Raw genomic sequence first — 15,683 nt, 5'->3', positions numbered from 1 at the left:
AGCAGAACTAAGAGAAAAATACAAATCTCTCTATTTTTTTGTCATATTTTCTAAGACAAGGCGTGTATAATTAATTGCCCCTTGGTCCTTCGGATGGATAGCATCACTATAGAACCATGAACTTTGATTTGCTGATAAGCCATGCCAATCGATGATTGTCAAGTTAGGATACTTCTTAGCCATCGCTTCTAATTGTTCATTGTTATTGCTTTCCCACGGACGTGGCATTTGATTATTAATCCAGAAGACCGGTTTATCACCAACTTCTTCCATAATTTTTTCCACGTAATTTGTGTTGCCAACGGTCAGTGTGCCATTAGTTCCAAGACCAATTAAGACAGCATCTGCTTTTTCAACTGCTTCTTTATTCTCTGCTAAAATGGTCGCTCCACCATCTACTTGCTCACCAACAACAGCTTTTATCGTCATTCTTGGGAAGGCTTCCTGTAGAGTGGTTGACCCTGCAACCATCACAGAATCACCAACTGCAAAAATTTGCATCTTGCTTGCTCTTTCGGCAACCACTGGATCAACGCCATATTTTTCAGCGATAGTCTTCAGTGGCGTGCTGACACGGGCATTAGCAGCTTTTAAGTTTGCAGCTTCAAGCGCTTTTTGTTGCTCCATAATTCGAGCTTCTAACACTTGCTGATCATGTGGTGATTTTGGAGAAGTAAGAATCATAACGAGTGATACAAGCACTAAAACGGACACTAGGATTACGCGGACGGGTAAGGCGCGCCATTTTTCCTGCTTAATTTGCTCAACTTTTGTCATCACCCAAGGCCATAAGTTGCTGTAATCATAAGCAACGAGCGGACGTTCAATAAAGCGATATGAAAACTCAGATAAGGCAAAAATCAAGACCAACTGCCAAATGACGTTGTACCAACTTGTCGGATTAACGACTTTAGCAGCAACTAAAGCAAAGACTGGCAATTGCCAGAGATAAATCCCATACGAACGTGAGCCAATATAATCAAAAAGTTTATTTGAAAATATTTTATTTGCTTTCAAGCCCGGATGAACAACCAAAAGGATTAATAGCATTGTCAAGAGACTGACAAACCAAAGGCCGCCATAGTAAGTCACTGGACTTTGCGCCGGCATAAAAACATATAAGACTAAAGTCAGTGCAAGAACGCCCCATAAAAGGTTACGTCCAAAAGCTTGTCCTTTTTTATTCAATTTGGCAGGCATTTTATTCATTGGCCAAATGAAAGCCATACTTGCCCCCATCAGGAGACTAAAAATACGGGTATCTGTGCCATAATACACACGCGTTGGATCTTGCCCCACCTTATACTGAGCAATCATCAGTATCAATGAGAGGATGGCTAAAAAGTTTGTCAAAAGGAAACTGTGCTTCTTACTCCGAATGACCTTCACTAAAAAAATCATAATGAGCGGCCAGAAAATAAAGAATTGCCCTTCAATCGCCAGATAATATATATGCTTAAAAGGTGATTCTCCTGCAGCATCAGCAAAGTAGGATGATCCTTGCTGAATTTGCCACCAGTTTTGCACCATAAAAATACTTGAGAGAAAGTTTGACCTGAGGCCCTTCATCTGATTTTGTTGGAAGAAGAACAAATAAGGCGAAACAATCAAGAAAACAGCCAAGAGCATAGGATAAATACGTTTGGCTCTTTTCCCCCAAAACTTAAGTGGTCTTATCTTTTTAGTTTTAGTATATTCTCTTAGTAGTGAATCCGTGACTAAGTATCCCGACAACACAAAGAAGAGAACAACGCCTAAAAATCCCCCTTGGATTTTCTGTGGATAAAGATGATACAAAATGACAGCAAGAACCCCAAGGGTACGTAAGCCATTAAAACCTGTTACGTAGCGTTTTTTTGCTTCCAAAACTGTCCTCCTTCTAAAAAGTAAGATTCACTTTTATTATTCTCTTTTTATATTTTTATTCCAATAAATTTTTTCATATATTTGCAAGAAAAAGAGCCGTGCCATGACTCTTTTTCTCATCTATGCACTACCCTTATTTTATCACTTTTCATGCTGTTTTAGAACAATTTACCTACCGAAAAAACCAGTAATTTTATCCCAAACATCTTTGGTAGCATTTTTAGCATCATCTACTGTTTTTTGGAAATCAAATCCGCTGCCTTTTTCAGAAGAATCACTGCTAGAATCTTCTGTTTGTGGCATATTTCCTGAACTGTTTTGTGCACTTTGCTCTTGATAAACAATTGCATCTTGTTGATCACGTAGAGCTGTCCAAGCTGGAGTTATCGGTGCAATATTATGCATGGCATAGGCATTTTCAGCTGTAAAGGCAGTTCCATCTGTATAAGGAAGCAAATAGCTGGCTATATTCCGGAAGATGACTGAAGGTTGCCCCTCAGAAGAACCTTCTAGCTGTTGCTGCTCATTTGTCTCATTCGGGAAACCAATCCATAGTGCAATCGCAATGTCAGGTGTATAACCAACCACCCATTGGTCAGTCGTATTATTTGTCCCTGTTTTACCTGCCATTGCATAGCTTGCCGGTGCAGCATTCCAAGCTGAACCGTTGGTAAATGTACCCAACATCATGGAATTCATCTTCTCTGCTACTTCTTTGGTCATGATCCGTTTTTGTGTCACGTTGGCTGTTGCGATTGTATCCCCAGCTGCATTTTCAATTTTAGTAATCAAATGCGCGCTGTTCATTACACCCTCATTCGCGAAAGTTGCAAAAGCTTGAGCCATTTCCCAAGGATTTGTTTCGACACCAGAACCAAGAACGGTTGATAAAGTGTTGTTTTCATCTTTTTTATTGAGATTCAAACCAAATTCACGCCCAATAGCATTCCCTTTTTCTGGAGTGATATCACGATAAGTATTAATAGCAGGAATATTGTAGGAGTTAGCTAAAGCTTGATACATTGGTACAGTACCCAGGTACTCTCCACTGTAATTTTGCGGTGTCCAATTACCTGGATAAGTGGTTGGTTTATCTTCCAATACTTTATCGATTGGCCAACCTGCTTGGACTGCGGGCAGATAGGCGATTAACGGTTTGATAACTGAACCTGTCGAACGTTTCGATTGTGTGGCATAGTTAAAGTCAAGGAAACTGTTATGGTCTTCTGATGTGACATTGCCAACAAGAGCCTCGACGCCACCAGTTTTCGGATTGATTGCCACCGAACCTGACTGTGCGTGCGTGCCATCTGCAGCTTGTGGGAAAAGTGCGGCATTGTCATAAGTGACCTGCATCCCTGCCTGCTTGTTTTGATCCAAAGTTGTATAAATCTTATAACCGTCATTCATAATGTCCTGCAAGCTAAGGCCATATTTGCGTTCAGCTTCCGCAATCACAGCATTGAAATAGCTTGGATACTTGTAAGCTTCTGACTGAGAAACATAAGTATCTTTTACCCGAGAGGCCAGATCGACCGATGCATAACTGTCTGCTTCTGACTGCGTGAGGTATCCTGCACTGACCATGTTCTGCAGTACCGTATCTCGTCGCGGTGTCGCAAATTTTCCGTCCTGGTAAAGTGGATTATAAATTTCTGGACCTTTCAGCATCCCCGCAAGCGTAGCGGCCTCATCTACGGTAACTGCATTTGCTGAGACTCCAAAGTATTTTTTACTGGCATCTTCAATCCCCCAAACACCATTCCCAAAATAAGCGTTATTCAGATACATTGTAAGAATGTCTTGTTTACTGTAATGTTTATTGATTTCTAAAGCGAGGAAAAATTCCCGGGCTTTACGGTCAATCGTTTGTTTCTGAGTAAGGTAGGCATTTTTGGCCAACTGCTGCGTGATGGTAGATCCACCACCAAAACGCCCCAAAGTAACAACTGCTAAGCTAAAGCGACTCAGATTAACTCCATGGTTCTTATAAAAAGTACGGTCCTCGGTGGCGACTACGGCATTTTTAATATTGTCACTTATGGCATCAAACTTAACTGTTGTTCCTTTACTTCCATAAAGTAATCCTGCTTCATCACCATTTTTGTCCACAATTTGCGTTTGCGCATCAATGGATTTTTGCAAGATGGATACATTGGCCGTTTTTGCCAAATAGAACAAATAAGAACCAACAGCAAGAATCATAACCAAAATAGCAATAATAGTAATTTTAGTTAAATTATACTTTTTCCAGAAACGTTTTACTGGACGTAAAAATTGCCTTATTTTTTCTGTATAAGGCGCCATCATTCTTAAATATTTTTTTATGCCTTTAAGGTCTTCAAGCGGAATTTCCGCTTCTTTCAGCTCTTTTTCTTCTTCATTATTATTTTCTATTTTTTTAGATGATTTCTTGTTTTTAGCACGACGACTAAAATTTTGATCTTTTTCTGACATGATTTTTTAAAAATCCTTTTGTATTCTATATTTTGCCTATTCTAACAAAAAAGCCTTTGTGTTACAATATTCTATATGAAATTTAGTTTAATTTTACCAAAAAAAATTAAAAAGCAAAGTGTTTCGCATTTACTGGAGCACACTTGGCTCGTTCCACGCAAACAAAGACACCTTTTACGAATCAAAAAACATGTCTTCCTTAACGGCACATTGGCAGACTGGGAGGATTCTATAAAGCCCCAAGACGAAGTTACTCTTATTTTTGATGACGACGATTTCAGGCAGCTGGATGTTGCCGTAGGCAACCCTCATCTTGCCGATATCCTGTATGAAGATGAACACCTTGTGATTGTAAATAAACCCGAAGGCATGAAAACTCATGGCAACACTGCTGAGGAAATCGCCCTACAAAATCACGTGACAGCTCGCCTGAAGCACCCCGTACATGTCGTTCATCGCTTGGACAAGGAGACCTCTGGAGCAGTCCTCTTTGCCAAAAACCAATTGATTCTGCCCATTCTGGGTAAAATGTTTGAGGAAAATAAAATCCATCGCTCTTATTTGGCAGTTGTACAAGGTTATTTTAACGAAAAAAGCTTAACTCTTAATAAAAATATTGGAAGAGATCGGCACGACCGAAAAAAATATGTCACCAGTAAAAATGGAAAAAGAGCCATTACGCATGTGACTGTACTCGAAAAAGAACACAGGCACTCCCTTGTAAGATGTACTCTTGATACCGGCCGTACGCACCAAATACGAGTTCACCTTTCCAGTGAAAGGCATCCTATCGTCGGTGATCCCCTCTATAATTTAGCGTTAAAAAATCAGCGCTTGATGCTTCACGCAGAAAAAATATATTTCCTTCATCCTTTCACAGAGGAATTAATAGAAATTAAAGCACCTAGCCAGACTTTTCAACAAGGCAAAAAAAGCCTACTTTCGAAAAGTAGGCCTTAGGAGTTTTATGAAAAGATTTTTTTAGGAAGGTCTTTATTATAGTGGACGCTTCTTAAAATAAGCTTAAGTCTTATTTAATTGTTTCTTTCAGTGATTTTAGGTTTTCTTCCATAATTGTCAGGTAACTTTCACCTGATTTTTTTTGTTCATCGGTCAATCCCTCAACAGGGTTAATCACCAACAACTTGGCTCCTGCTTCCTTGGCTAAAGTCTCCGCTAGCTTACTGCTAGAGTTATCTTCAAAATAAACAGTATTTAAATTTGCTTTTTGCATCTCATTTTTCAGTTTAATCAATGTTGCACTTGAAGGTTCTGCTTCAGGATCAAGGCCTGTAATGGCAATTGTTGTCAATCCATAATCACGGCCCAGGTAGCCAAAAGCTTCGTGCTGTGTGATAAACGTTTTATTTTTAGCATTTTTCAATTGATCAAAGTCTTGATCTATTTTTTTCAACTTTCCAATATACTCATCAGCATTTTTAGTGAAATCTTCCTTATATTCAGGGAATTTTTTTGATAATTCATCTGCGATATAGCGGACTTCAAGTAAGGCTGCTTTAGGGCTTACCCATGTATGCGGGTCATCACCAATTTTTTCTACGGGTGTACTTGCTTCTATTTTAACACCTTTATTTTTTACAGAAGGGGCCCATTTTTCAAGGTATTTTGAATTATAAATAATAGCATCTGCATTTGTCAAAGTAGTCATGTCTTTTGCACTTGGCTCAAAATCATGTGCTTCTTGATTAGCAGGAACGATATTAATAATGTCAACTTTATCACCAACGACAGCTTTCGTAAACTCATACATTGGCTCAAATGTTGTCACAATTTGTGGTTTCTCACTTGCTGTTTTTTGACAAGCTGTCAATAAGAGCAAGACTGGGATAAGTAATAGAAGGGTATATTTTTTCATAAAGCTAGTATAATACAAATTTAAAACAAAGTCAACCGGTTAACTACCAGTTAACTATTTTTCATTTGTCATGTTTTTCACGCTGTATGATCTTTTCTCTTAACTGCAGTTGGAGTTGATTCCGTTGCAATAAGCGTTGTTTTCTAGCATTAATAGCTCCTTGCAAATAATACTGTAAAAGCAAGCTGAAAAGAAGGGAGATGACTAGTGTATAGAGTAAAATACTGGCTCTTAACTTTCTTTTTCTGAGAACTTGTAAAGAAATATGCGGTCTCCTCCTTTTTCAAAAGACAATATAATTTTTACCTGCCCTCCCTTCTGGCTAATTTTAGCATTTTTTATATGATGGATCATGGGTTGATAACCTCGCCCATTAGCATTAGTTTTCCGAAAATCGCCTTTAGAGGAAAGCCCAAATCTTAGATTAACATGTTTGCGTACATAAAGATAGTTATTTTCTACCTTATCTAAGCTTGCTCCCTCAAGTTCGCTTCTCAGTAGACTGCAAAAAAGTTGCCAATCTTGGGTGTGATCTATTGTTGCTCGTTTTACTTCTTCATGAAAAATTTTAGTAATATCTAGAAAAAGGGAAAAAGTACCTACTAACACGAGTAAAGCAAGGAGTGATTCCAGGAGAGTAAAGGCTGTAACTTTAATTTTTTTCAAGAACAATCAATACCTTTCCCGACTCACGGATAGTCATTTGCGAAGTAGTTTCCTCAATCGAAATCTCCACACCATTTAATTTCAAATGCTTTTTCCCCGTATCTATTGCCATATGAGCGACATTTAAGGCTTCGATATCCTTATTTTCCATCTCCGTTTGTTTCTTAACCTGAATAACTTGTTCTAAAATAACCGTGACGAAAAAGACAAGCAAACTCATAGCAATTAAGCTCTCTAATAGAAGATATGATTCAAGTGATTTTTTTCTTATATTTCCCGCTTCCAATTTCCAATTGATAAGAGATGGTTTTTTTCTGATAAGGAAGAAATATTGTAATTTTTTGTAGGCTCGAGTTGCCTGATTTTTGATCAAAAGTAATAGAAAAATCATTTATTTCAACCTCCTCTGGAACTTTCAGCACTTCCTCTTGGCTGTATAGTGTGCCATTACTCGCACTCAATGTCTGTTGCTGTCCCTTTAATCCTGCCATACGCTGGGTATCCTTATAAAGTCGCTCAAATTGTAAAATAAAAATCTCTGCGCGTGCTATCCTGACACTTTGTTTGACCGAACCTGAAAAGAGAAAAAGAACAGAAGAGCAAAGGAAAAGGACTAGTAAACTCTCTAGTAAGGTCAAAGCTTTAATTCGATACATTACGTTTTGCATTAGGGTTCTTGGTATAATAATCATTGTAGCTATCGGCTTGTTTTTGCGTAATTAAACCGTCGGAGACAAGCTTCCCTAAGTTAGGACTATCCTGTTTATCAAGTTGATAAAGTTCGGCTTGACCTTCGACAACCTTAACAACCGCTGTTTGACCCGTATTTTGGATATTCTTCTTTTCTTTAGCCAAATTTGGGACAAACAATAAAAGTAACACACTGATAATAAGTAAGACGACAAGCATTTCAATCAAAGTAAAAGCTTTGAGTCTCTTTTTTTTCATTCATTCCTCCATGTTCTTTCAAATCAAGTTTCCCATATTGCTATATATAGGAAGTAGCATTGCCGCATAAATTAAAATAATCAACAGCGCCACGAGCAAGAAAACGATAGGCTGGATAAGTTGCATTGCTCTTTCCATCCTTTCAAAAAAGAGCGACCAGTTTTCTTCAGAAAAAATCATTAACTCTTTCCCTAGCTTGGACTTTAGTTCACCATATTCCACAATTAATGAGAGCTCCTTGGTAAATATGGGGTAAAATCGAAGAGCATCTTCAAACTTCTGACCACTATCTAATATTTGAAGAAGCTCAAAACCGAATTCTTTGAAAATTCGACTTTTTTGTTCTTGCATAATAAAACAAATCTGACGTAAATCGACAGCTTGAGCAATTAAGTTTCCCCATTCTCTTGCAAAATAAGCTGTCAAATAAAGCTGGACAAAACGGCCAACAAAAGGTATTTTGACCATTAGCCTCAGCGCTTCTAAAGCAGTTTTTTTCTTCCAATAGTATCTGCACAGATAAAAGAAAACGAACAAACTGAAGAGCCACCCTAAAAAGAGGGTCGGAAGATTCTGTATGGCATAAGTTGCTAATCCTTTGTTTTCTTCCAGTTGGGGCAGTAAATAATTTTTCAATCCAAGCATAATAAAGATTAGAAATGCCAGAAGAACAATCGGATAAGTGGCAACTTGGACAAGCTTTTTGCGGATGTTCAAAACACGTATCAGTTTTTCTTCAATCAATCCTAAAGTATACTCAACATTCCCATGAGACTCAGCCAAAGAGAGCTGAGTCACAACATCCTCATAAAAATTTAGCTTCGCCAAAATACCAGAGAAACTTTTCCCATTAAGTAAACCTTCACGCATTTTGGAAATAAAGTATGCTTCCGTAAGACCCGATCGTTCAAGGAAATCAATAATTTCAGAGAGGTGAAAGCCACTTTTGAAAAGATTATTCATGAGTTGAATGAGCTTAATCTGCTTTGCTAAACTCAATTTTTTCGCGCGCAGCTGCAACAGCTGAGATAAATCCATCTGCAACCAACTGATCAATCTGGTCATTCCATTCGTCTGGTTTCCATTCTTCAAACTTTTCCTTTTCACAAACAAGCAATCCCTTTCCTGCAATTAATCGTTGATAAATCACCCGCTGAAGACTGGATTGTAGCTCCCAATCACTTAATCCAAGTTCTTTTAAGCGTGCAATTACACCTGATATTGAGCGTGCATGAACAGTAGAGAATACTGTATACCCAGTCAAACTTGCACGAAGAACAGCTTTTGCCGTTTGACTATCCCTAATTTCACCAACAATAAGTAAATCAGGTCTGTGTCGCAGCGAAAGCTTAATCAAGGAATCATAATCATTCCCTATTACTTTATTGACTTGAAGTTGCAAAAATTCAGTTTCTACTAACTCCACAGGATCTTCTATACAAATAACTTGTTGATTTTTAAAATGCTCCCTTGCAAATTTGTACATAAGACTGGTCTTACCTGAACCTACAGGACCTGAAAAAAGGTAAAGGCCTCTTCCCCCAATAATAGTATTAAAGATCTCTGAATTCCAAAAATGAAGTTGGTTTTGTTGATGATGCAAGAGTCGAATAACCAAGCTTTCTTGACCATGAAAATCACCGACAGTAGATAAACGTAAGCGCTGCTCACCTTTATCTAAGATATAAGTGCAAGCCCCCAACTGTACTCGTCTACTTTCTCCTAGATTCATACCAGATAAAAATTTCATATGAGCAATCAGTGCTTGCCCTTGCTCAAGGGTGAGTTCTCCTTCAAACCTCCTTTCTGTTGTTGTACGAAAATAGAGAGAATACTTTCCTTCTAATGCTACTAAATAAAGATCGTGCACCATCTGATCTACTGCTTTTTGTAAAAGGTTTTTTGCCAAAACCTGTATCATGATTGACCTCCTTAACTAAGCTTACTTATTAACACGATAAAGTTAGCAAGTTATCACAATTTTTTTGAAAAAATGAGCAGATAATTTATAATAAGCTTTGTTGCTTACTTGATACCCTTTCTCAATGCATAATAGAGACAAGAGTAATAAAAAAACCTGCCCAAAGGCAGGTTCAAAATTTTCAATTAGAATTTTTTACGTTTACGTGCAGCTTCTGATTTACGTTTAGCTTTTACAGAAGGTTTTTCGTAGTGTTCACGTTTGCGGAGCTCTTGAAGAGTTCCAGCTTTTGTTACTGAACGTTTGAAACGGCGGAGAGCGTCGTCAAGCGATTCATTTTTACGAACGATAGTTTTTGACATTGATTTCACCCCATTTCATTTTCGTATTTACTCTTAAAGAGCACTCCTAACATTCTATCAAAAGGCTGTATATTTGTCAACTAGATGTATAAAATAAAAAAAGCAGATTGTCTCTGCCTTTTCGCTTATTGTACGGAGTAGTTTGGAGCTTCTTTTGTAATTTGAACATCGTGTGGGTGAGATTCTTTCAAACCAGCACCTGACATTTCGATAAATTGTGCTGACTCATGTAAAGCAAGGATATCAGCTGCTCCAGTGTAGCCCATACCTGACTTCAAGCCACCAACCATTTGGAAAACGATATCGGTCGCTGTACCTTTATAGGCAACCCGACCTTCGATACCTTCAGGAACCAATTTATTTGCTTCATTGACAGAGCCTTGGAAGTAACGGTCGCTTGAACCTTTCTTCATTGCTGCAAGTGAACCCATACCACGGTATGTTTTAAATTTACGCCCTTGGAAGATTTCGAATTCACCTGGTGATTCGTCTGTACCGGCAAGCATTGAGCCAAGCATTACTGCATCTCCTCCTGCTGCCAAAGCTTTAACGATATCGCCAGAGTATTTGATTCCTCCATCGGCGATGATTGTTTTACCGTATTCACGTGCAACTGCTGCCGCATCATAAATAGCTGTGATTTGTGGCACGCCTACACCTGCGACAACACGTGTAGTACAGATTGAACCTGGACCAATTCCGACTTTAACAACATCAACACCAGCTTCAAAGAGTGCGCGTGCACCTTCACCAGTGGCAATATTCCCTGCAATCAATGTACGTTCTGGGAAATGTTCACGAATTTCTTTGATTTTACGTAATACACCTGCCGAATGACCATGTGCAGTATCAATGACAATAGCATCGGCACCAGCTGCAAAGAGAGCTTCAGCACGATCAAAAGTATCAGAGGTTACACCAACAGCCGCAGCTACTAAAAGACGACCTTGACTATCTTTTGCGGCGTTAGGGAATTCAATCACACGTTCAATGTCTTTGATTGTAATCAAACCTGCAAGCTTACCGCTCTCGTCAACCAATGGCAATTTTTCAATCTTGTGTTTTTGAAGTGCTTCTTCAGCTTCACGCAATGAAGTTCCCACAGGTGCTGTAATCAAGTTTTCAGAAGTCATTACATTCTTGATTTCTTGATTGTAGTTTGAAACAAAACGAAGGTCACGGTTAGTCAAGATACCCACAAGCTTGCGATTTTCCAAAGTTTCAACAATGGGTACACCCGAAATACGGTAAGTCGCCATCAAGTTTTCCGCTTCTTCAATCTTATGCTCAGGTGTCAAGAAGAATGGATCAGTAATAACACCAGATTCTGAGCGTTTTACTTTGTGCACTTCTTCAGCCTGTTCAGCAATACTCATATTTTTGTGGATAACACCAAGTCCACCTTGACGTGCCATTGAAATAGCCATTTTACTATCTGTTACAGTATCCATTGCAGCAGATATCATCGGAATATTCAATGTCAAGTTCTTCGCTAGTTTGGTACTCATGTCTACCTCGTTTGGCAGTACATGTGATTCCGCTGGAATCAATAACACATCATCAAAAGTGTAACCCTTCTTCAAAAACTTTGTTTCCCAATTTGACATTAAATCTATCCTCCAAATATATATTTTTACTATTCTATCACTATCTTTTAGGGATTTCAATGATTTTTCACCATATTTGTCAATATTTTTTCGCAAAAGGCTTTAATTGAGTTAAGGTTTTTGTTAAAATAAAAGATGTGTAAATAAAGAAATAATAATGAGGAAATAATGATCAATTTAAGAAAAGCAGCCGTATTTACCGGTTTATGTTTCATCGCGCTTGCTGCTCATGCAGCACAAGCAGATACTGCTGAAGTACCTGTGGACAATCACCCAATGGGGTATTACGCTGAAGTACAAACCGAAGAAAATCCAATGACCGCTCCTATTGATGCTCAAGGAAACTTAGCGCCCGTCGATGAAGATGGGCAAACAGTAAAGGAGGAAATCCAAGAGGATACTGAGACTCCAAAAGTTTCCAGCAGAGTGCGTCGCGCCATTGCCGACGATGCGGAGACAGCCCAAGCCAGTTTAAGAAATGCCCCCTCTGACCTAGTATCCAATGATACAAGTCTACCACGAAAAGATGCTGTCGACATTGCTTCGTGGCAAGATTGGATGACACAAAGTGATTTCAATCAACTTAAAGCACAAGGTGTTAAGACAGTGATTGTTAAACTGACGGAGAGCACAACCTACATTAACCCAGCAGCTAAAGCCCAAATTCAAATGGCTAAAAATGCCGGACTAACTGTTGCTGTTTACCACTTTTCACATTTCTCAGAATCAGGAAAAACGGCTCAAGCGACTGTTAACAATACTGCACGAGCAGAAGCTAATTTCTTTGCAAATGTTGCTAAACAGTACGGTCTTTCAACAAGTACTGTCATGATTAACGATGCCGAATATGTTCCAAAAGATAGCGTGGGAACCATGCCTTACTGGGACTGGACGGTTGCCTCACAAAACTTTGCGGATCAACTTAAAAAGCAAGGATTTGTAAGCACACGTCACTATGCTTCAAAAGCTTGGGCAGTGGATGGAGTTGGACAGATGGAACCAAGTAAGTTGGGGGCAAAAAACATGTGGATTGCTCAGTATCTGTATGGAAAACCAAGTGCTTCTAATCTTCAAAACACTCAGTTTGGTTCATGGCAGTATACAAGTCAAATGTACTTTACAAACTTTAGCAGACGTAGCCCATTGGATGTAAGCATTGACTATGCAAATATTTTCAGTGGAGATTTACCAAGAATCTCAGTGAAGTTTGTTAATCTCCCCGTGAAAAATCCAAATCCTTCGCCATTTAAGGATATCTCTCAATCTATTTATAAAAACTATATCAACTGGAATTATAAGGTAGGAATCACCACTGGTTACACACCAACTACTTATAATCCTAATGCAAATGTTACTCGTGGTGAGATGGCCGTATTTCTTCACCGTTTAGCTGGATCGCCAGCTTATACCCCGCCATTCAATGTTTACACTGACGTTAACCAATACAAAAATCAAATTCTTTGGTTAACTGCCGCAAACATTTCAAATGGTACTGCACCACACTATACTCCAAATGGAACTGTGACACGTGGACAAATGGCTGCTTTCTTACATCGTACTGCAAAAGCCATGGGTAAAGCTCCTGCCTCCGGAACATATACTTCGTCATTTAAAGATATCAACAATAATATGTTCAAAAACGATATCAACTGGTTAAAAACAAAGGGCATCACAACAGGTTATACACCAACTACTTTCCGACCTGATGCAAGTATCAGTCGTGGTGAGATGGCCGCATTCCTTAATCGTTTTTACGACACATTAAAATAAGAACAAAACTCTGCGTGAATCACGCGGAGTTTTGTTGTAAATAATGTATTAATATAAAAAATTAACTTACAATATTTCTTTAGGAAATATTTTTTTCATCCCCTCTTGTATTTTTCTAAGTACATCTTTAATAATTGTAATTTAACTTCTTGATCTTTATTTATTAATAAAATTATAGTCTGACCAAAAGCAGATTATAACTCTAAATTACTATAAACTAGAGGAACTAATTTTCCACATCTTTTCTTCGCTTTCTGGTGAGTAGGCTTACCACGTATAGCTTATTTCTGTGGAAGGATTGGTACTTGCCCAGTTTTTTTGATAAATCCCAGTAAATTGGTTTTAAATTTATTCTCTCTAAAAAACATAAAAAGACACCCTTATTAAAAGTAGTATCTTTCACATAAATCATTATTGTTGTTAAAATCTCCAAATAAGGACTAACCCTATCAAGACAATCACAAATATTATTAATACAATCGGAAAAATGATGCTTTTTTTTACATTTATTTTTAAACTATCTGTATTAGATGTAACTGATAAAATGTTAAATTCATTAGTACCAGCTATATAACCAGGAATTTGGCCATTTAAGCCAACAGCTTGACTCTGAGCAAAACCTATCGAATCTGAATTTCTACTTATCTGAGTGCTATCTTTATCATTATGAACAGTAAAATAATGAGGTTGGTCTATTTTATTATATCCACTTGGCGCCTTAACTTGCATAAGGAAGTATTGATTACCTTGTCCTAAGCCCCTTATTCCTAAAAGAGATTGATTTTTTGATTGAATAGCTTGGAAATCTCTATTCCAGTTTTGGGGATTGACAGCCATTGGTATTCCTTCGCTCTCGCCGAAGTTATAAATATTTCCACCACTCATTACAGTATAATCATCAGTGTTAAGTTGTGTTAAATCTTTTTGTTTAACTTCTTTCCAGCCAGAGTGAGACGAAATATAATATTTATTATCTTGCTTCTTACCTAATACATATTGAGCATCTTTCACAAGTTTATTTTCTTCACCATCAATCAGAACAAAGTTTATTCCCGCAGAGCTTAATGGTGCCGCTAATGCACTTGCTGCAGTAGTTCCTTCTCCTACTTGAGCAGTAACTTGAAAATTTGAAGGTTGTTTAACATTTGAACCATCTTGCATATTAAAACTATGCAAATTTAACTGAGCAGTTAGTGGTACGGTAGTGAATAAAAAATTCACTTCTTCCGTTACAATTGGGGATACCGAAAGCTCACCTGTGACGACAATATCTTCATCACTTTGTGGTAAAGTATAATAATTTTCATTAGAAAATGTACTCTTTAATTTCTCAGATGTTACGGAAAATATTTGGGGTTTGAGTAACTCATAATTATCACTTGTCACAGCTAATCCTTGATAATAATTTTCAGGAATTATTGTCGGTAATACAGATTTTTTTTCTAGTGGAACTGAGGAACTCTCAATAATTACATTAGATGGAGTTAAGATACTAAGTACTTGCTCCCCATCCTTAAGTAAATCTTTTGATACCGTTATCTTATAAGCAATTTTTTGATTATTCTCTAAAACGTAAGTTCCTACTTTACTCTTGGAATTATCAGACACTCCTACAAATTCAAAAGATACTCCACTATTGGTTCCATCCAAATCAACAGATATATTCTGATTATTCTCAGTTAAGTCTACTAGATTAATAATCGTACTGTTACTAATAACTGCAAGCAGCCCCTTTTCAATTTTTGCAGAACCCTGACCATTCTCATCAGTGAGAAAAGATTTGATATCACTCATGGATTCACGAGGGTTTCCATTAAGGAATTGAAAAATTTCAAAATTAGACTGGAATAATATCTGTATTATTTTTTTAGCTTCTGCGGAATCATGAGTTATCCCTTGCCCTAATTTTAATCCACTCCCCAACTCTATAAATTGTTGATTATCAGACAGAGCTGCATTCCAAAGAACTGTCTTTTCTAGCTCATCAGGAATAGTCCCCTTCATTATATTTTCATAAGCCGTTTGAACATTTTCATATACAATATTCGAGGAAGCTGCTGGTCCGCCCTCCTGAGTTGCTGAGATGTTAAAAGTAACTTTCTCTTTATCTATAGCTAGAACATTTCCAGAAGAAATATAAAAACAAGATACTATTGTTACCAAGATTGAGAATATCTTAATATACTTTTTATATTTATAAATTGTCATCC

Annotated in this window: 14 protein-coding genes; 2 read left to right on the top strand and 12 right to left on the bottom strand. The window is 37.7% G+C overall.

Going from position 1 to position 15,683, the window contains the following annotated elements; translation table 11 throughout:
* Window positions 1-30 precede the first annotated feature (30 nt).
* Window positions 31-1,866: an acyltransferase family protein gene (locus lgb_RS00770; protein WP_019293005.1), complete on the bottom strand. Its 1,836-nt coding sequence runs from the start codon at window positions 1,864-1,866 to the stop codon at window positions 31-33.
* 168 nt (window positions 1,867-2,034) lie between these two features.
* Window positions 2,035-4,323, bottom strand: coding sequence for a PBP1A family penicillin-binding protein (locus lgb_RS00765; RefSeq protein ID WP_019293006.1), 2,289 nt, complete (start codon window positions 4,321-4,323; stop codon window positions 2,035-2,037).
* 75 nt (window positions 4,324-4,398) lie between these two features.
* On the opposite strand from lgb_RS00765, the gene lgb_RS00760 reads away from it, so the two are divergent.
* Window positions 4,399-5,283, top strand: coding sequence for an RluA family pseudouridine synthase (locus lgb_RS00760; RefSeq protein WP_019293007.1), 885 nt, complete (start codon window positions 4,399-4,401; stop codon window positions 5,281-5,283).
* A gap of 70 nt (window positions 5,284-5,353) precedes the next feature.
* Here the strand turns inward: lgb_RS00760 and lgb_RS00755 are convergent, their stop codons facing one another.
* The 9 genes from lgb_RS00755 to guaB form a co-directional block, all read right to left on the bottom strand.
* Window positions 5,354-6,199, bottom strand: coding sequence for a metal ABC transporter solute-binding protein, Zn/Mn family (locus lgb_RS00755; RefSeq protein WP_019336001.1), 846 nt, complete (start codon window positions 6,197-6,199; stop codon window positions 5,354-5,356).
* A gap of 231 nt (window positions 6,200-6,430) precedes the next feature.
* Window positions 6,431-6,865 (bottom strand): competence type IV pilus minor pilin ComGF, encoded by a 435-nt coding sequence (gene comGF / locus lgb_RS00750; protein ID WP_029345654.1) that lies wholly within the window; start codon window positions 6,863-6,865, stop codon window positions 6,431-6,433.
* Window positions 6,852-7,085, bottom strand: coding sequence for a competence type IV pilus minor pilin ComGE (gene comGE / locus lgb_RS00745; protein WP_019293009.1), 234 nt, complete (start codon window positions 7,083-7,085; stop codon window positions 6,852-6,854). The genes comGF and comGE overlap by 14 nt, the downstream gene beginning before the upstream one ends.
* Before the next feature lie 31 nt (window positions 7,086-7,116).
* Window positions 7,117-7,533, bottom strand: a complete 417-nt coding sequence (comGD, locus tag lgb_RS00740; protein WP_019293010.1) for a competence type IV pilus minor pilin ComGD — start codon at window positions 7,531-7,533, stop codon at window positions 7,117-7,119.
* Window positions 7,508-7,813 carry a competence type IV pilus major pilin ComGC gene (comGC, locus tag lgb_RS00735; protein ID WP_029345656.1) on the bottom strand — a complete coding sequence of 102 codons (306 nt, stop codon included), beginning with the start codon at window positions 7,811-7,813 and terminating at the stop codon, window positions 7,508-7,510. Before comGC ends, comGD begins: the two co-directional genes overlap by 26 nt.
* An 18-nt stretch (window positions 7,814-7,831) precedes the next feature.
* Complete coding sequence (comGB, locus tag lgb_RS00730; protein ID WP_256777882.1) at window positions 7,832-8,851, bottom strand: competence type IV pilus assembly protein ComGB; 1,020 nt, start codon at window positions 8,849-8,851, stop codon at window positions 7,832-7,834.
* Window positions 8,790-9,734, bottom strand: coding sequence for a competence type IV pilus ATPase ComGA (gene comGA / locus lgb_RS00725; protein WP_019293012.1), 945 nt, complete (start codon window positions 9,732-9,734; stop codon window positions 8,790-8,792). Before comGA ends, comGB begins: the two co-directional genes overlap by 62 nt.
* A gap of 185 nt (window positions 9,735-9,919) precedes the next feature.
* Window positions 9,920-10,096, bottom strand: coding sequence for a 30S ribosomal protein S21 (gene rpsU, locus lgb_RS00720; protein WP_003134539.1), 177 nt, complete (start codon window positions 10,094-10,096; stop codon window positions 9,920-9,922).
* 125 nt (window positions 10,097-10,221) lie between these two features.
* Window positions 10,222-11,703 carry an IMP dehydrogenase gene (gene guaB / locus lgb_RS00715; RefSeq protein WP_003133714.1) on the bottom strand — a complete coding sequence of 494 codons (1,482 nt, stop codon included), beginning with the start codon at window positions 11,701-11,703 and terminating at the stop codon, window positions 10,222-10,224.
* Between the two features lie 168 nt (window positions 11,704-11,871).
* On the opposite strand from guaB, the gene lgb_RS00710 reads away from it, so the two are divergent.
* A complete protein-coding gene (locus tag lgb_RS00710; RefSeq protein WP_019293013.1) occupies window positions 11,872-13,473 on the top strand; it encodes a GH25 family lysozyme in 1,602 nt (533 codons plus the stop codon).
* A gap of 420 nt (window positions 13,474-13,893) precedes the next feature.
* Here lgb_RS00710 and lgb_RS00705 read toward each other — a convergent pair whose 3' ends face one another.
* Window positions 13,894-15,681 (bottom strand): hypothetical protein, encoded by a 1,788-nt coding sequence (locus tag lgb_RS00705; protein WP_019293014.1) that lies wholly within the window; start codon window positions 15,679-15,681, stop codon window positions 13,894-13,896.
* Window positions 15,682-15,683 lie beyond the last annotated feature (2 nt).

It is taken from the genome of Lactococcus petauri (assembly GCF_023499275.1).
Classification (GTDB): Bacteria; Bacillota; Bacilli; order Lactobacillales; family Streptococcaceae; genus Lactococcus; species Lactococcus petauri.
The sequence above is the reverse complement of the archived record's forward strand: the minus strand, read 5'-3'. Positions and strand labels throughout refer to the sequence as shown.